Genomic DNA, 15,814 nt, shown 5'->3' on the forward strand with positions numbered 1-15,814 from the left:
ACTATTCAGTCAGAGAATCTACACCTCTCTATTCGTGTGTAGCGTCAGATCGGTATAAGAGACAGGGACTACGTATCAGCTGCTGGACTCCTGAGCCAGAGTGGACAACTAGCGACTGTTATCAGAGCCTGTGCTAATATAATTGAAAGTGGATTCGTACCCAAGATTTATTCTCACTGCCGCAACGGGGTTGCTGATTGGCATACCACTGTATCTAGCTATTTTCGCACCTGAGATACTCTCCGTCGAACTGTTCACGAGTCTTGGATTCTGGGTTCCCGTAGCTATTCTCTTCTTCGTGATGATATTTGGATTCTGGATAGGTCAGAGGTCGAATCTCACGTAATCTACCCTAGCAGTAGTTACCCAAGAAGCAGTCTTCAGCGACCGGGTGTTTCATGTGAAAATTCGTCTGAAGAATAGGATTTCAACAGAGCGGTTTTTTAATCATATTTTCGTCCGAAATAGTTGGTCGCTGAAGCGTGCTACTCGATTGATAGCGGGAGTGGGTATAGCACGTTTGTGGAGTGATTGTTTATACGTGATCGAGTGGGGTTGCTGTGGGCTGTTTATAAGTTGACTGTGGTGCTAGGGTGAACACTTGCAAAGCCCCACCCACCCGTACCGCAACCCCACCTCACGCCTCCCCAGCCTCGTCGCTGGCGGCGACAGCCGCCAGCGACTCCCTCGCGCGGTGCCGCTCGCGGCCTGTCGGCCGCTCACGGGCACGCGCCACCGCATCACTTGTTGATAAGTGATCGTCGCCGTCGCTCACAACCATTTAAACACTCGCTCGCCACCACCGATCTGCAATACTCACTCCCGCTATCGATCGACGCTGGTTCTGTACTGAAAGCGCCCGGATCGGACTGCTTACCCCCGATTATCCGATCAGCTCGAACTCGGCTCCCAGCGGCGGGGCGTCGGGGATCCCCCAGTAGACGAACCGGTACGTGCCGGCGCCGAGGGGCGGACAAACCTCCAGATCCCGGTCGGGGACCGCGGACGCGATCGCCGCCTCCTCGAGGTCGATCGACCAGATGTACGCGCCGCTTGGGTCGAGCGTCTCCTCGTCTCGGGGAAGCTCGACAGTCTCGCCCGATGTCGACCCGCGAACGTCGAGCCACCCCTCGCCCGTCTCGCGCTGGAACGAGTAGGCGTGCTTGCCGAGGACCGTCGCCGGCTCGTCGCCGGTGTTGCGGAACACGAGCCGCATCGACTGGCCGTACGTCTCGGCGTTCCCCTCCGTGGCCAGCTCGAACCGCGTCCCCGCGGCGTCGACGATGGTCCCCTCGACCGGCTCCTCGAAGGGGGCCGTCAGCCGGACGAACGCGTCGTCCTCGCAGGTCAGCGTCTCCGGGACGCCCTCGGGCCCCTGCGGGCCGTCGCCCGCGGCGAAGTCGAGACACCCGGCGACGCCGACGCTTCCGGCGGCGGTGAGGGTTGCCGCGGTCGTCGCCAACAGATCCCGTCGCGTGCGCTTCATGGGTCCCGTTGGGCGGCCGCCGGCTTGAACCGCACGCGTCGACTCGGAGCGCGGCAGGGACTCTCGCTTCCGCCCCGGTTCGGAACCGCTTTCCCGTCGGCCGGCGCATGGCCGCCCATGGAGCTGTTCGGATCCAGCGGCATTCGCGGGGTCGCGCTCCGGTATCTCACGCCGGAGCTCGTCCTCGGCATCGCGAAGGCCGCCGGCACGACCTGGGACGCCGACCGGGTCGCCGTCGCCCGCGACACCCGCACCACCGGCGAGCTGTTCGCCAACGCCGCCGCGAGCGGGCTGGCTGCCGTCGGTTGCGACGTGGACCGGCTCGGCGTCGTCCCGACGCCCGCGGTCGGCAACTACTGCGAGTCGGCCGGCGTCCCCTGCGTGCTCGTCACCGCCTCGCACAACCCGCCGGAGTTCAACGGGATCAAGCTCGTCGGCGACGACGGTGTGGAGCTGTCGGTCGACGTGCTCGAACGCGTCGAGCGCCGCGTCCTCGACGACGACTACGACCACGCCGACTGGCGGACCGCGGGCGCCACGACCCGGGTCAAGGGTGTCGTCGACGACTACGTCGATCAGCTGATCGACGCGGTCGACGCCGAGGCGATCGCCGACGCGGACCTCACGGTCGCGGTCGACCCCGGCCACGGCGCCGCGTCGGTGGCGTCGCCGCGGATCTACCGCGAGCTTGGCTGCGAGGTGCTGACCGTGAACGCGACGCCCGACGGCCACTTCCCCGGCCGGGAGTCCGAGCCCGTCTCGGAGAACCTCGGGGACCTCCGGCGGCTCGTCGCGACCACCGACGCCGACGTGGGAATCGCCCACGACGGCGACGCGGATCGGGCGGTGTTCGTCGACGAGGACGGGGGGTTCGTCGACGGCGACACCTCGTTCGCGGCGATGGCGGACGCCTGCCTCGAACCGGGCGACGCCGTCGTCAGCGCGGTGAACGTCTCTCAGCGACTCGTCGACGTCTGCGACGCCAACGACGCCGACCTCGAACTCACGCCGATCGGTGCGACGAACATCATCACGCGGACGCGCGAACTCCACGAGGAGGGAGTGAGAGTACCGATCGCCGGCGAGGGAAACGGCGGGGTGTTCTTCCCGCCGTACCGGCTCTCGCGGGACGGCGCGTACATCGGCGCGCGCTTCCTCGAACTGCTTGCGGCCGTCGACGCCCCGGTCAGCGAGACGGTCGCCCCCTACGCCGACTACCACTTCGTGCGGCGCAACGTCGAGTACGCGGACGACGCCGAGCGCGACGAGATGCTGTCGGCCGCGCGCGCCTACGTCGAGACCGCGGACGCCGAGCCGAACACCACCGACGGCTACCGGCTCGACTACGGGGACGCGTGGGTCCTCGTTCGCCCCTCCGGCACCGAGCCGAAGATCCGGATCTACGCCGAGTCGGCCGACGCCGACCGCGCGGAACGGCTCGCGACGGACATGTACGTCGCGGTCGAGAGCGGCCGGTAGCGGCGGCTGCAGTTACGTCGGCAGTGTAAACAGACACCAGCGACGGCGATCGCTCACTCGGTGACGGCGGACGCCGCCGGCTCCGACGGGCACTTCGCCCACCGCATCGCGGTCGCGGCGTCGTTGAACGGCTCGACGTTAACCCCCTGAACGTCCATCGTTCGTTCGAGGTATCGCCGCTTGGGGCGCTCCGCGACCACCGCGAACCGGGTCACGCCGCGGTCGGCGGCGGCCCGTGCCGCGAGCCGGAGCGTCCGCCGGCCGGCATCCGAGCAGGGGCGCGTCGTCCGCACGATGAGCACGACCGCGTTCACCCGTTGCTCGGCCGCGAGCGTCCGCCATCGGTCGAGCAGCGACTCGCCGTCCGACGGGGAGAGCCCCGTCCCGTGCGGGAGTTCGACGACGAGCACCCCGTCGTCGACCCGGATCGACCATCGCTCGCTCGGTTCCATGCTATCTCTTCTCACCTGTCGGCTGATAAATGTACGGGGGTAAATATTTAATTTGATATTTTAGACTTATCAACCGGTGTTCCGGGCCGTACGAAAACAGCACTCACACGGCGATTCAGCGTCTGTAATTTCGATCCGATACTTAAATCGCGTCTCGGTATCGGTCATGAGACCTACCATCTCAACGAGAATAGTTCGACGAATCAGCCAACGTTGCTGCGAATCCCGTTCGCCGATACCCGCCAGCGCCCGATGGCCGTTTATAAGTGACAGTCGCTATCGCTGTCTTCCCGTCCCCCCGTCGTCGGCTTCGTCGTGGCCGTCGTCCCCGTCTCCGTCGGCCGCGTCGACGACGGCCCGCGCGAGCGCCTCGAAGTCGGCGTCGTCGGGGACCACGTCGACGTCGATCCCGTGTTCGGCGGCCGTCTCCGCGGTCGGCGGGCCGATCGCGCCCACGACCGCGTCGTTCAGGCCTTCGATCGCCGCCTCGCTGACCCCGCGCTCCGCCGCGGCGTCGAGGAAGTGGGTCACCGTGAGCGACGAGGTGAACGCGGCGCCGTCGAGGTCGCCCGCGGCGGCCAGCGTCGCGGACTCCCCGGCCCCTTGCGGGCGCGTCAGCCGGTAGAGCACGGTCTCGGTCACGGTCGCGCCGGCGTCGCGGAGCCCCGCTAAGAGCACGTCGCTGCCGTGGTCCGAGCGCGCCACCTCGACGCGCTCGCCGTCGACGCGGTTCTCCAGCGCCTCGACCAGCCCGGCGGAGGTGTACTCGTCGGGCACGAGGTCGACGGTCCAGCCCGCCGCTCGCGCCGCGTCCGCGGTCGCGGGGCCGATCGCGACGAAGGTCGCGTCGCCCGGTTCCCAGCCCGCCTTGGCGGCAAGTTCGACGCCCGTCTTGCTCGTGAGGACGACGTACGGCGCGTCTTCGGGGGTCTCACCCGTCGGCTCGACCGCGAGCATCGGGTCGGCGACCGGGTCGGCGCCGAGCGACGCCAGAAGCGCCTCCGCGTCCTCGATCCGCTCGTCGGCCGGGCGGAAGACGGCGACGGTCGGGGCGTCGGGGTCGCTGCTTGCGGCGTCCTCGTCGCTCACTCCCCCTCACCTCGCTCGCCGTCGTTCCGGAGGAACTCGACGACGCGGTCGCGCGTCGCGGCCACGTCGCCGATCACGGTGATCGCGGGCGGCTCGATCCCCACGTCGTCGCGAGCGTCGACGATGGTGTCGAGGGTGCCGGTGGCGACGCGCATCTCGGGCCACGTCGCGCGCTCGACCAGCGCGACCGGGGTGTCGCCGGCGAGGCCGGCGTCGCGGAGCTCGGCGGTGTACGCCGGGAGCTTGCCGACGCCCATCAGCACGACGATGGTGCCGCCCGTGGCCGCAAGTGCCTCCCAGTCGACCGCCGACTCCTCCTTCGTCGGGTCCTCGTGGCCCGTGACGAAGGAGACGGAGGAGGCGTGGTCGCGGTGCGTCACCGGGATCCCGGCGACCGCGGGGCCCGCGATCGCGGAGGTGACACCGGGGACGACCTCGAAGGGGATTCCGGCCTCGGCGAGGTGCTCGGCCTCCTCGCCGCCGCGCCCGAAGACGAACGGGTCGCCGCCCTTCAGGCGGACGACCGACTTCCCCTCGCGGGCCAGTTCGACGAGCCGCCGGTTCGTGTACTCCTGCGGGGTCCACTCGCCGCCGGCGCGCTTGCCCACGTCCTCGCGCTTCTCCTCGGGTATCCGCCCGAGGATCTCCGGGCCGGGGAGCTTGTCGTGAAGGACCACGTCCGCCGACTCGATCAGCTCGGCGGCCTTCACGGTCATGAGGTCCGGGTCGCCCGGCCCGGAGCCGACGAGGGAGACGGTGCCGACATCGCCGTCCCCCGTTTCGGTGCCTTCACTCATCGGCACCGGCCTCCTCCCGGGCGGCCTCGATCAGGTCCGCGGCGCCGCGGTCGGCCAAGTCAGCCGCGAACTCCTCGGCGGCCTTCGCGTGCGACCGGATCGGGAGGTCGCGGGTGTCGGCCACCTCCTCGGTGCCGTCGGTCGAGAGCACGCGGACGCGGGTGTGGACGTGCTCGCCCTGCACGAGCGCTGAGACGCCGATCGGGGCGACGCAGCCGCCGTTGAGCTCGCCGAGGATCGTGCGCTCGACGGTGACGGCCACACGGGTCCGCGGGTGGTCGACCGCGGAGCGCACGTCCTCGATCACGTCCGGGTCGGTCGCGGTGACGGCGATGGCGCCCTGCCCGGCCGCGGGGACGAACTCCTCGCGGGGGAGTCGGGTCGTCTCCACCTCGTAGAACAGCTCCGAGCGCCGGAGCCCGGCCTCCGCGAGCACGATGGCGTCGTACTCCGTCTCGACTTTCCGCTCCATCGCCGAGCGTTCGAGGTCGGAGAGCGAGTCGAACCACTCGTCGACGGTGGTCTCGAACTCCTCGTCGATTTCGTCTCCGTCTCCCTCGTCCTCGTCGCCCTCGCCGTCGCTGAGCGCGTCCCAGTTCGGCTCGTCGGCGTCGCTTTCGGTGCCGTCGCTCCCCTCGTCGCCCTGCTCTGCCGTCTCTGCGCGCGCCTCTCCCGAGGCGATCAGTCGGCGTTCGTGTTCCGCCTGCAAGCGGGGGGCGAGCAGCTTCTCGATCCGGGTGTCGACGTTGCCGCGGAGGGGCTCGACGACGAGGTCGGGCCGCGCAGCCTTGATCTGGGCGGTCCGCCGAAGCGAGCCGGTTCCGACCACCGAACCGGCCGGGAGGTCCTCGATGCCGAGGCCGTCGGGGTGGACGACCACGTCGCCGGAGGGCGCGCGCTCGGGGACGCCGGCGACGACCATGTCGTCCATTCCCTCGGTGGGGACGTCCTTCAGGGAGTGGACGGCGAGGTCGGCGTCGCCGTCGAGCACTTTTTCGTCGAGCGCACGGACGAACGCCCCCGTCCTGCCGAGGCGGTGGATCAGCTCGTCGGGGATCTGGTCGCCGCGGGTCTCGACGCGTCGCAGTTCCACGTCGCGGCGGCGGCTCGACAGGGCGTCGCGGACGGTCCCGGCCTGCCGGAGGGCCAGGTCCGAGCCGCGCGTGGCGAGCCTGAGCGTATCGGTCATACCCGGATCGAGGCCCCCCGCGTTCAAAAGGGCACTAGTTCGGTCGTGACGGTGGCGCGCGCCTCCGAGTGGCCGGTAGGCCACGAGGAGCGTCGCGCGAGGGAGTCGGCCGGCGCTTATAAGCGCCGGCCGACGAGGCTGGGGAGGGGTGAGGTGCGGTCGCTGTGCGGTGCGGGGTGGGACTCAAAGGGGCAGTCGGCGAGGGCGAAGCCCGACGACGCAAGCACCGCAGGAACGAGCAACGCGAGTGACGAGGAGCGCAGCGAGTCGTGCGAGTCCTCGCCGACTGGGGCTTTGACGGTGTTCGCCGTTGCTCCGCCAGCAACGATTTATAAGTGATCGACCGGTGCTCCGGAGGTGTTTGCCGTCGATCCGGCGGCAACGGTTTATACGTAAGCGACTGGCGCTTTGGCGGTGTTGGCTGCCGCTCCACCACCAACTATTTATAAGTGATCGGCCGGGTCAGAGGTACTGGCAACACGTACCGGACCGAAGGTGTGTTAGTGCTCGGGGCCCAGATCCGGGTAATGGGAGTTCAGGAACAGTACCCGTTCGACGTCGAGGCCGTCCGCGCCGACTTCCCGATCCTCGATCGGAAGGTCGGCGGCGACCCCGAGACCCCGGGAGAGGGGCCGGGCGACGACACGCCGCTCGTCTACCTCGACAACGCGGCGACCTCGCACACGCCGGACGCGGTCGTCGACACGATCGCCGACTACTACCGCGGCTACAACGCAAACGTCCACCGCGGGATCCACCAGCTGAGCCAGGAGGCCTCCGTCGCCTACGAGGAGGCCCACGACACGGTCGCCGACTTCGTCGGAGCGTCGGGCCGCGAGGAGATCGTCTTCACGAAGAACACCACGGAGGCGATGAACCTCGTCGCCTACGCGTGGGGCCTCGAAGAGCTCGGGCCGGGCGACAACGTCGTCCTCACGCAGATGGAGCACCACTCGTCGCTGGTGACGTGGCAGCAGATCGGCAAGCGCACTGGCGCCGACGTGCGCTTTATCGAGGTGACCGACGAGGGGCGGCTCGACATGGAGCACGCCGCCGAGTGCATCGACGACGACACGCAGATGGTGTCGGTCGTCCACGTCTCGAACACCCTGGGCACGGTCAACCCGATCCCGGAGATCGCGGCGATGGCACACGACCACGACGCGTACGTCTTCGCCGACGGCGCGCAGTCGGTCCCCACGCGCCCGGTCGATGTCAAGGACCTCGGCGTCGACTTCCTCGCCTTCTCCGGCCACAAGATGTGCGGCCCGACCGGTATCGGGGCGCTCTACGGCCGCGAGGAGATACTCGATGAGATGCAGCCGTACCTCTACGGCGGCGACATGATCCGGCGCGTCTCCTTCGAGGACTCCACGTGGGAGGACCTCCCGTGGAAGTTCGAGGCCGGGACGCCCTCGATCGCGCAGGGGATCGCCTTCGCGGCCGCGATCGAGTACCTAGAGGAGATCGGCATGGAGAACGTGCAGGCCCACGAGGACCTGCTGGCCGAGTACGCGTACGACCGGCTGACCGACCTCGGCGGCGTGGAGATCTACGGGCCGCCGGGCCACGACCGCGGCGGGCTCGTCGCGTTCAACGTCGAGGGCGTCCACGCCCACGACCTCTCCAGCATCCTCAACGACTACGGCGTCGCGATCCGCGCCGGCGACCACTGCACCCAGCCGCTCCACGACGAGATGGGCGTCGCCGCCTCCGCGCGCGCCTCCTTCTACCTCTACAACACCGTCGAGGAGATCGACGCCCTCGTCGAGGCAGTCGGCGAGGCCCGTGACCTGTTCGCGTAGGCCGGCGGACTGTTGACTCTCCGGAGCGACGGAACCCTTTTGACTCGCACGGGCCTACCTGTGACCGATATGGGACTGGGCTCGGACATGTACCGGCAGCAGATCCTCGACCACTACAAGAACCCGCGCAACTACGGGGAGCTCGAGGACCCCGACTTCACCCACGTCGGCGAGAACCCCTCCTGCGGCGACACGATCCGGATGCAGGTCGCCCTCGACGACGCGGGCGAGACGATCGACGCGGTGCGGTTCACCGGCGACGGCTGCGCCATCTCGATGGCCTCCGCGAGCATGCTCTCCGAGCGCCTTCACGGGATGTCGGTCGAGGAGCTCGACGAACTCGACACCGACGACGTCACCGAGATGCTCGGCGTCGACATCTCCCCGATGCGCGTGAAGTGCGCGGTGCTCGGGCGGCAGGTCGCGCAGGACGGCTCGAAGATCCACCGCGGCGAGCTCGACCCCGACGACCGCACGAAGACGGAGGAGTAGGGACTCGCCGCCGGCCGGCCCCGATCCGCTCCGCCCTCTTCTCCCACCCCGACCACCTCGTCCCGAGCCCACGGACTTTTGCTCGTGAGTCACGTTCGTCCGCGTATGAGCGACGGGTTCGACAAGGAGGCCGAACGCGAGAAGCTCCGCGAGAAGTTCGCGGAGGACGACCAGAAGCGCGAACACACCCAGCGGATGTCCGAACTGCTGTTGCAGGGCGCGACGATGACGAACCGCCACTGCGACGATTGCGGAGACCCCATCTTCCGCCACGACGGGCAGGAGTTCTGTCCGACGTGTCAGGCGACCGGGGCGGAAGAGGACGCGCGCGACGAGTCGCAGGGGAGCGCGCAGACCGAGGCTCTGGGAGAGGCGGGGAACGCGCCTCGAACGGTCGTGAGGACCCGGGACAGCGACAAGAGTCCGGAACAGCAAGACTCCCGGGACGCGTCGGCGTCCCCGGCTGCGGATCAGTCTGTTCCACCGAACGCGAGTCAGAACGCCGCCACCTCGAACGCGGCGTCACCCCAGCCGAACGCCGAGGGGTCGCGTGACGAGCCGACCGCGACTCCGCCGACCGAGCCCGCCGGTTCGGGAACGGTCGCCGACGCCCGCGCGTCGCTGACGCGGACGCTGACGCGGTTCGCCCGCGCGGCCGAGGAGACGGACGACCCGCGGCGCGCCAGCGATCACCTGCAGGCGGCGCGCGAGGCGGCGGAGGCGCTGGCGGCGCTGGACTGATCTCCTTTCTCGCCCCTCAGCGCTCGAAGACGAGCCCGTAGTGGTACGGCGGGAGGTCGACCTCCCGGGCCAGGCGCAGCTCGCTCGCGTCCTCGACGGCCCGGCGGGTCGCTTCCGGCGGGAGCCGCAGGTCGGTCGGCGGCCCCCGGGGCTCGCCGCCGATCGTCGTCTCCTCGCGCGGTAGGTCGCGCCAGTTCACCACGACGAACCGGCCGTCGGCGGCGAGCGCGGCGGCGACGCCCTCGACGAACGCGGCGCCGTCCTCGATCCCGTGAAACGCGTTCGCGAGCAGCGCGAAGTCGGCGGGCTCGGGGAGCAACTCCGGGAGCGCTCGCGCGTCCCCCTCGACGGTCGCGACGTTGTCGATCCCCTGTTCCGCCGCGAGCGCGGCGAGTTCGGCCAGCAGCGACTCGTCGACGTCGACGGCGTACACCGTCGCCGGGTCGGCGATCCGCGCCGCGGGCAGCGCGAAGTAGCCGTTTCCGCTGCCGATCTCGACGACGCGGTCCCCGGAGGCGAGCCCCAGCCGCCGAAGGGTCGCACCCGGCGTCGGCCACATCCGCCCCCACCAGTCCCAGTCCGGCTGCCCGGTGTTCTGGAAACGGTCCATACCCGAGTGTGAGACCGAGGCGAGTTAGCGGTTCGGGTCGCTCGCCCTCGGCCCTCTCGCGACGACGACAGGTCACCGCGTGGATCGAGCGGACCGTTGCGGTTGCCGCTGCAGTTCAACCTCATCCATCTCCCCGTCTCACCCGACACACATACTATCTTGAATATTGATATATCTCGCACGGCGTTTTGATATTTTCTTTCTACACCAATACCGAACGAGATCGATCGCGGGAACCCGCTCCCTCCCGAATCTCCGCGACGAATGCGACGCGGGTGGCGCTCTCATCCCGGTTGATGCGCGATTCCTCTCTGCGGGACCCATCACGTCCGGGCTCTCGATCGCAGATACGATCGACAGGAGCTCGGTGCCGGCCTCGAACGTTCTTTCGTGAGATACACCCGTGTTCAAACGGTGGTTTCGGACGAATGGATCGAATTCTTCTGTCCTTGATCGGAACGGCGTATTCGAACGCCACGAGGGGCGAACACCGAACGCCTTCGCCGTCGGAATCGTCGGTACCCGACCGCATTGAGTGAATCGTTGGGATGCCTAATCGATTCGACAGATCGGCATCTCCTCCGAAGAAATATATTTGTTCTTATGGTATGTCTTAACTACCAGATAACATATCTAATTTGGATTCCGTCAAGCGATCGAGAGCGACTTCGGATCGGCGGTTCGACGCGGACTAGGTAACGGCGGTTCGACGCGGACCAAGTAACGGCGGTTCGACGCGGACCGGATAAATCCGAAATACCGCGCTCGATGAGTGAAGGATAGATTTAACACCGCGACTGTCGTTTTCCGATCATATCGATGGCTCAGATCTCGAAAACCGTCGTCCGCGTCGATGTCCGGAACATCGGCGGCATCGATGAGGCGTCGGTGACGCTCCCTGACGGCGTCTCGATTTTGACCGGGCGGAACGCGACGAATCGGACTTCCTTCTTGCAAGCGCTAATGGCCGGACTCGGCAGCCGTCAGAGCTCGCTGAAGGGCGACGCCGAAGAGGGCGAGGTGACTCTCGAACTCGGTGACGAGACGTACACGCGGACGCTGCAGCGCCGGGGCGACTCCGTCGCCTTCGGCGGCGATCCGTACCTCGACGATCCCGAACTGGCCGACCTGTTCGCGTTCCTGCTCGAGAACAACGAGGCGCGTCGGGCGGTGGCGCGCGGCGACGACCTCCGCGAGATAATCATGCGTCCGATCGACACCGACTCGATCGACGCGGAGATCCGCGAGTGCAAGCGCGAACGCGACGAACTGGAGTCCGAGATCGAACAGCTCGACAGCCTCGAACGCGACCTCCCAGACCTCGAAGCCGACCGCCGCGAGAAGGTCGACGAGCTGGAAGAAGCCCAAGCGGAGCTCGAGTCGGTGCGCGAGGAGCTCGACGACCTCGACGCCGGCGTCGAGGAGAGCCGGACGCGCAAAGAGGAGATGGAGGAGGCGTTCCAGCGGGTCCGCGACGCCCGCTCCGAGCTCGACGACCTCGAGTTCGACCTCGAGACGGAGCGCTCGACGCTCGCAGAGCTGAAGGCGGAGCGCGAGGAGCTTCAGGAGACGGTCGAGGAGGCGGAGGAGCCCGACGAGAACGCGGATCGGATCGCCGGACGTATCGACGAGCTGCGCCGCCGGAAGCGCTCGCTCGACGACGACATCAACGAGCTCGGCAGCGTCATCGGCTTCAACGAGGACATGGTGGACGGCTCGGGCATCGACATCGACGAGGGAATGCCCGGCGACGACCCGACCGACGCGCTGACCGCGGGCGACCAGACGGTCTGTTGGACCTGTGGCTCGGAGGTCGAGAGCGACCAGATCGAGGCGACAGTCGACCGCCTCCGGGAGCTCCGCTCCGACAAGCTCGACGAGCGCAACGAGATCCGCGCGGAGATCCAGGAACTCACCGATCAGCAGTCGTCGATCAAGCAGGCGCAACGCGAGATCGAGCGCGCCGAGGAGCGGCTCGACGCGGTCGAAACCGAGATCGAGTCGACCGAGCCGCGGATCGCGGACCTCGAGGAGCGAATCGAGTCGAAAGAAGCGGAGATCGAGGAGCTGGAAGCGGAGGCGGAGTCGGTCGACGTCGACGGATACGACGAGGCCCTGGAGCTTCACCGCGAGGCGAACGGGATCGAGCTCCGGATCGAGCGGATCGAAGACGAGATCGACGAGATCGACGATGAGATCGACGAGCGGGAAGCCGCGATCGAACGCCGCGAGGACCTGAAGGCCGAACGCGAGGAGCTCGCCGACCGACTGACGGAGCTGCGGACGCGGGTCGACCGCATCGAGGAGAACGCCGTCGACGGGTTCAACGAGCACATGGAGACCGTGCTCGACATCCTGGAGTACGAGAACCTCGACCGGATCTGGATCGAGCGCCGCGAGACCGAGGTCCGAGAGGGGCGCCGCAAGGTCACTCGGACCCGATTCGACCTGCATATCGTCCGCTCGTCGCCCGACGGGACGGCCTACGAGGACACGGTCGATCACCTCTCGGAGAGCGAGCGCGAGGTGACGGGGCTCGTGTTCGCGCTCGCGGGGTACCTCGTCCACGACGTCTACGAGACGGTTCCGTTCGTCCTGCTCGACTCGCTCGAAGCGATCGACTCGGACCGAATCGCGCGCGTCGTCGACTACTTCCGGACCCACGCGGACTACCTCGTCGCCGCGCTCCTCCCCGAGGACGCCGCCGCCCTCCCCGAGGAGTACGCCTACGTCGAACAGATCGACTGACCGACCGGCCCGCTGCCGACTCGCCCGGCTTCCCCCTCACTTCTCGCTTTCTGCGTCCCAGCGACCCGGGAGTTTTACATTACACTGTTACGATTGTAATTTCACTTCACCCCGCGTTCCTAATGCCAGAACACGAGACAGCGACCGCTGACCGAGCGTTACAGTTCGATGGTCGCCGACTCTCCAGCCACGTCGAGCCGGTACGTCCCGGACTCCACGACGTGCCCCTCCCGCGGCTTGTGGAACCCGAGTCGTCGCGCGGGGACCGAAACCTCGACGCGCTCGCTCTCGCCCGGATCGAGGGTCACGCGCTCGAATCCGACCAGTGATCGAACGGGGCGCACACGAGACGCGTGTCGCTGGCGGGCGTACGCCTGGATCGTCTCGGTGCCGGCGCGATCGCCGACGTTGGACACCTCGACCGAGACCCGGACCGTCTGCTCTGCGGCCTCGGCTTCCCCTTCCTCCTCGGTCTCCTTCGGTTCGACCGTCGCGCTCGGGGCCGTCGTCTCGAAGTCGGTGTAGCTGAGGCCGTGCCCGAACGGGTACAGGGGGTCGTACGAGTCGGGGTGTTCGTACTCTCCGATCGGGGTCGGATGCGCGAGCGCGTCGTGGTGTTGCGGGAGGTCTCCCTCGTCTCGTGCACCCGCCGAACGAGCTCCCGTTGCGCCTCCGGGAGACGGAGATCGCTTCTGGTGAGCCAGTCGCCGGATCGACTCGATCGTCAATGGCCGACACCTCCCGGCCGCGTTATTTAAAATACTGCGGCTGTCGCACTCGGAAGAGACGGCGTCCCCCGATCCGCCCGCTCCTCCGAGCCGGTCGGCTTGCGCTTGACTAGTTCTCTATCACAGAATAGAAGATCATCGATCACTCTTCTGAAATATCTCCATGAAACCCTGAATTCGGCCGTGAAAACGGTTCGAACGCGCCTATTCGAGAGCTATTCGACCCATCGATCAGAGTTCTCGTTCTCTCAGGGAGAACGACCGCGTTGCTCTCGCGGTCGCGGAGGCGTTCGCTCGCCGTCGCCGGAGGCCTTCCAGTAACAGCGCTCGTCGCGGCGGCCGCGAACCGACACCCGAATTATTAATATCGGGGATCGAGAGGTGTCCGGTGATGTGACCCTGTCCAGACGGCGGTGTCGCCGAGATACCGGCTGAACGACGCGTCGATCGGCCCCTCGACCGGGTGACACCCGCGGAGGAGGCAGCGCAGCTCGGCTCCGTGAACGCAGACCGAATCCTGATCGCGGACGGCGAGCTCAACGAGGACGCTGTCGACGAGCACCTCTCGAACCGGATCGGTCACCTCACGCGGATCGGAGCGGTCTCCCTCCGAGGGCGGCCACCGAGCGGACGAACGAGCTTCGAGAATACCTCCGCGAGGAAACCCGGGATCGGCGTCCCAGCGATCCCACACGAGGAGTGTCTGAGCGGGTACATGGGCCCGGCGGGCACGACGTTCCCGCAGATGATCGGGATGGCGAGCACGTTCGCCCGACCTCTTCGAGTTCGAGCGCGTCGCCCCGACCCTGGCGAGACCCCGCTGCGTCGCCTTCGAGGTCGACGCCACCCAGCTCGCGTACCACGACCGCGACATGGATCTGGCCGTCGAGGGCGGTCCCTACGAGTTCCGTGTCGGCCACTCCGCGGCTGACATCGTCGACGCTGCCGCGTTCGAGGTGACGGGGACGAAGGGGGTTCCCGAAAACGGACGGACGTACTTCACCGAGACGCGGGTCGGGGACGACTCCTGACTCGAGCGGGTCGCTAACGACGCGTGATTTCGGTGCGGATCTGGCCGGTGCGTGACGCCGGCTCGGGTTCGGCGGGCCGTCAGACGCCGACGGTGTCGTTGACGAGCTGGCCGATCTCGTCGATGTCGATCGTGATCTGATCGCCCTCGGCGAGCGTGAAGGATTCGGGCGGGACGAGGCCGGTCCCCGTCAGGAGGACGGTGGTCTCCGGAAGCGGGTTGTGCCGGCGGAGATAGCTGACGAGGTACTCACAGGTGGTCGCCATTTCGCTCGTCGACGTGGAGTCCTCGAAGCGGACCTCGCCGTCGCGTTCGATGGTGAGGGTCATACCGAGGTCGTGGGGGTCATCGACGACTTCGGGAGTGGCGACGCACGGGCCGACCGAACAGCACTTGTCGTACACTTTCGCCTGCGGGAGGTACAGGGGGTTTTCGCCCTCGATGGAACGGCTGGACACGTCGTTCCCGACCGTGTAGCCGACGACCTCCCCGCGGTGGAGCACGACGCCGAGCTCCGGTTCCGGGACGTTCCACTCGGAGTCGCCGCGGATCCCGACCGCGTCGTTCGGGCCGACTGTCCGCGAGGGCGTCGCCTTCAGGAACAGCTCCGGGCGCTCGCTGTCGTACACGTCGATGTACACCTCGGGCTTGCCGCTCTCGGCCTCGCGCGCCTGCTCGCTGATCTGGTACGTGACGCCCGCGGCCCACACCTCGTCGGGTGTCACCGGGAGGAGCACGTCGTCACTGTCGAACGCCATCGGCTCCGCGTCGGGAATCCGGTCCCGAGCGATGGCGTCGACGGACTCCCCGGACGCGTTCGCCGCGCGAGCGAGCTGCGTGAACGATCCCAGATCGTCCGACGCCGTCGACAGGTCGTACGCGTCGCCGTCGTCGACCACGACGAGCGAGTCGGACCTCACGCTGTGCTTTCCGCCGGGGAGTCGATAATACCGCATACCATACCGATGCGCAGACGCCGTTATAAGAGTACCGCCGGCGCGCTCACGGGCTCGATCGTCCCGTCTCATTCCGGCGGTTTTAGCTGCTTTCTGACCATCCACCGCGAGCGTCAACGGCGAGACCGCGGTTAAGTGAACCGTACTTCGGGGGCGATTCGGATCGTCTCCGATCCGGCTTCCGCCGGATCGAACAGCGCGAATCGGAGATG

The 15,814-nt window shown here is 67.5% G+C and carries 15 protein-coding genes and 1 pseudogene; 7 read left to right on the top strand and 9 right to left on the bottom strand.

Annotation, left to right across the window (positions count from 1 at the left end; all coding sequences use genetic code 11):
• Positions 1 to 883 precede the first annotated feature (883 nt).
• Positions 884 to 1,486 (bottom strand): hypothetical protein, encoded by a 603-nt coding sequence (locus ACP96_RS15110; RefSeq protein WP_050033943.1) that lies wholly within the window; start codon positions 1,484 to 1,486, stop codon positions 884 to 886.
• A gap of 117 nt (positions 1,487 to 1,603) precedes the next feature.
• Here ACP96_RS15110 and glmM point away from each other — a divergent pair, with 117 nt between their 5' ends.
• Entirely contained in the window at positions 1,604 to 2,965 is a 1,362-nt protein-coding gene (gene glmM, locus ACP96_RS15115; RefSeq protein WP_050033944.1) for a phosphoglucosamine mutase, read from the top strand.
• Between the two features lie 53 nt (positions 2,966 to 3,018).
• On the opposite strand, the gene ACP96_RS15120 is transcribed toward glmM, so the two are convergent.
• From ACP96_RS15120 to hemC, 4 genes are all read right to left on the bottom strand, one after another.
• Positions 3,019 to 3,417, bottom strand: a complete 399-nt coding sequence (locus ACP96_RS15120; RefSeq protein WP_050033945.1) for a hypothetical protein — start codon at positions 3,415 to 3,417, stop codon at positions 3,019 to 3,021.
• Between the two features lie 276 nt (positions 3,418 to 3,693).
• Positions 3,694 to 4,506 carry a uroporphyrinogen-III synthase gene (locus ACP96_RS15125; protein ID WP_050033946.1) on the bottom strand — a complete coding sequence of 271 codons (813 nt, stop codon included), beginning with the start codon at positions 4,504 to 4,506 and terminating at the stop codon, positions 3,694 to 3,696.
• Positions 4,503 to 5,303, bottom strand: a complete 801-nt coding sequence (cobA, locus tag ACP96_RS15130; RefSeq protein WP_050033947.1) for a uroporphyrinogen-III C-methyltransferase — start codon at positions 5,301 to 5,303, stop codon at positions 4,503 to 4,505. The genes ACP96_RS15125 and cobA overlap by 4 nt, the downstream gene beginning before the upstream one ends.
• Positions 5,296 to 6,492, bottom strand: coding sequence for a hydroxymethylbilane synthase (gene hemC / locus ACP96_RS15135; protein ID WP_050033948.1), 1,197 nt, complete (start codon positions 6,490 to 6,492; stop codon positions 5,296 to 5,298). The genes cobA and hemC overlap by 8 nt, the downstream gene beginning before the upstream one ends.
• A 527-nt stretch (positions 6,493 to 7,019) precedes the next feature.
• On the opposite strand from hemC, the gene ACP96_RS15145 reads away from it, so the two are divergent.
• The 3 genes from ACP96_RS15145 to ACP96_RS15155 all read left to right on the top strand — a co-directional run bounded on the left by ACP96_RS15145 (position 7,020) and on the right by ACP96_RS15155 (position 9,530).
• Positions 7,020 to 8,297: an aminotransferase class V-fold PLP-dependent enzyme gene (locus ACP96_RS15145; protein WP_050033950.1), complete on the top strand. Its 1,278-nt coding sequence runs from the start codon at positions 7,020 to 7,022 to the stop codon at positions 8,295 to 8,297.
• A gap of 69 nt (positions 8,298 to 8,366) precedes the next feature.
• Positions 8,367 to 8,789 (top strand): Fe-S cluster assembly sulfur transfer protein SufU, encoded by a 423-nt coding sequence (sufU, locus tag ACP96_RS15150; RefSeq protein WP_050033951.1) that lies wholly within the window; start codon positions 8,367 to 8,369, stop codon positions 8,787 to 8,789.
• Positions 8,790 to 8,894: 105 nt separating this feature from the next.
• Positions 8,895 to 9,530 (top strand): Sjogren's syndrome/scleroderma autoantigen 1 family protein, encoded by a 636-nt coding sequence (locus ACP96_RS15155; RefSeq protein WP_050033952.1) that lies wholly within the window; start codon positions 8,895 to 8,897, stop codon positions 9,528 to 9,530.
• A 16-nt stretch (positions 9,531 to 9,546) separates the two neighbouring features.
• On the opposite strand, the gene ACP96_RS15160 is transcribed toward ACP96_RS15155, so the two are convergent.
• The gene (locus tag ACP96_RS15160) at positions 9,547 to 10,140 is read right to left on the bottom strand and encodes a class I SAM-dependent methyltransferase (RefSeq protein ID WP_050033953.1); all 594 of its coding nucleotides are present in this window, start codon (positions 10,138 to 10,140) and stop codon (positions 9,547 to 9,549) included.
• 819 nt (positions 10,141 to 10,959) lie between these two features.
• Between ACP96_RS15160 and ACP96_RS15165 the strand changes: the two genes are divergently transcribed.
• A complete protein-coding gene (locus tag ACP96_RS15165; RefSeq protein WP_050033954.1) occupies positions 10,960 to 12,888 on the top strand; it encodes an archaea-specific SMC-related protein in 1,929 nt (642 codons plus the stop codon).
• Positions 12,889 to 13,046: 158 nt separating this feature from the next.
• On the opposite strand, the gene ACP96_RS15170 is transcribed toward ACP96_RS15165, so the two are convergent.
• A complete protein-coding gene (locus ACP96_RS15170) occupies positions 13,047 to 13,616 on the bottom strand; it encodes a fibronectin type III-like domain-contianing protein (protein ID WP_050033955.1) in 570 nt (189 codons plus the stop codon).
• A gap of 361 nt (positions 13,617 to 13,977) precedes the next feature.
• The gene (locus tag ACP96_RS18840; RefSeq protein ID WP_050033956.1) at positions 13,978 to 14,199 is read right to left on the bottom strand and encodes a hypothetical protein; all 222 of its coding nucleotides are present in this window, start codon (positions 14,197 to 14,199) and stop codon (positions 13,978 to 13,980) included.
• Between ACP96_RS18840 and ACP96_RS19955 the strand changes: the two are divergent.
• Together ACP96_RS19955 and ACP96_RS18845 are read left to right on the top strand one after the other, a co-directional pair.
• Positions 14,116 to 14,397 (top strand): annotated as a pseudogene (locus ACP96_RS19955) (glycoside hydrolase family 3 N-terminal domain-containing protein); the annotation flags it as partial. The gene ACP96_RS18840 and the pseudogene ACP96_RS19955 sit on opposite strands and share 84 nt — an antisense overlap.
• Before the next feature lie 91 nt (positions 14,398 to 14,488).
• Complete coding sequence (locus tag ACP96_RS18845) at positions 14,489 to 14,647, top strand: hypothetical protein (RefSeq protein WP_154020493.1); 159 nt, start codon at positions 14,489 to 14,491, stop codon at positions 14,645 to 14,647.
• A gap of 79 nt (positions 14,648 to 14,726) precedes the next feature.
• On the opposite strand, the gene ACP96_RS15180 is transcribed toward ACP96_RS18845, so the two are convergent.
• Positions 14,727 to 15,602 carry a fumarylacetoacetate hydrolase family protein gene (locus ACP96_RS15180; RefSeq protein ID WP_050033957.1) on the bottom strand — a complete coding sequence of 292 codons (876 nt, stop codon included), beginning with the start codon at positions 15,600 to 15,602 and terminating at the stop codon, positions 14,727 to 14,729.
• Positions 15,603 to 15,814: the final 212 nt, after the last annotated feature.

Origin of the sequence: Halorubrum halophilum, assembly GCF_000739595.1 — an archaeon.
GTDB lineage: Archaea > Halobacteriota > Halobacteria > Halobacteriales > Haloferacaceae > Halorubrum > Halorubrum halophilum.

What these genes read in the sequence shown, in the direction of transcription:
- ACP96_RS15165 (WP_050033954.1), top strand. Translation starts at nt 10,960, where the DNA reads ATGGCTCAGATCTCGAAAACCGTCGTCCGCGTCGATGTCCGGAACATC.
- ACP96_RS15145 (WP_050033950.1), top strand. Translation starts at nt 7,020, where the DNA reads ATGGGAGTTCAGGAACAGTACCCGTTCGACGTCGAGGCCGTCCGCGCC.
- glmM (WP_050033944.1), top strand. Translation starts at nt 1,604, where the DNA reads ATGGAGCTGTTCGGATCCAGCGGCATTCGCGGGGTCGCGCTCCGGTAT.
- ACP96_RS15160 (WP_050033953.1), bottom strand. Translation starts at nt 10,140, where the DNA reads ATGGACCGTTTCCAGAACACCGGGCAGCCGGACTGGGACTGGTGGGGG.
- ACP96_RS15110 (WP_050033943.1), bottom strand. Translation starts at nt 1,486, where the DNA reads ATGAAGCGCACGCGACGGGATCTGTTGGCGACGACCGCGGCAACCCTC.
- ACP96_RS18845 (WP_154020493.1), top strand. Translation starts at nt 14,489, where the DNA reads ATGGATCTGGCCGTCGAGGGCGGTCCCTACGAGTTCCGTGTCGGCCAC.
- cobA (WP_050033947.1), bottom strand. Translation starts at nt 5,303, where the DNA reads ATGAGTGAAGGCACCGAAACGGGGGACGGCGATGTCGGCACCGTCTCC.
- hemC (WP_050033948.1), bottom strand. Translation starts at nt 6,492, where the DNA reads ATGACCGATACGCTCAGGCTCGCCACGCGCGGCTCGGACCTGGCCCTC.
- ACP96_RS15120 (WP_050033945.1), bottom strand. Translation starts at nt 3,417, where the DNA reads ATGGAACCGAGCGAGCGATGGTCGATCCGGGTCGACGACGGGGTGCTC.
- sufU (WP_050033951.1), top strand. Translation starts at nt 8,367, where the DNA reads ATGGGACTGGGCTCGGACATGTACCGGCAGCAGATCCTCGACCACTAC.
- ACP96_RS15155 (WP_050033952.1), top strand. Translation starts at nt 8,895, where the DNA reads ATGAGCGACGGGTTCGACAAGGAGGCCGAACGCGAGAAGCTCCGCGAG.
- ACP96_RS15180 (WP_050033957.1), bottom strand. Translation starts at nt 15,602, where the DNA reads ATGCGGTATTATCGACTCCCCGGCGGAAAGCACAGCGTGAGGTCCGAC.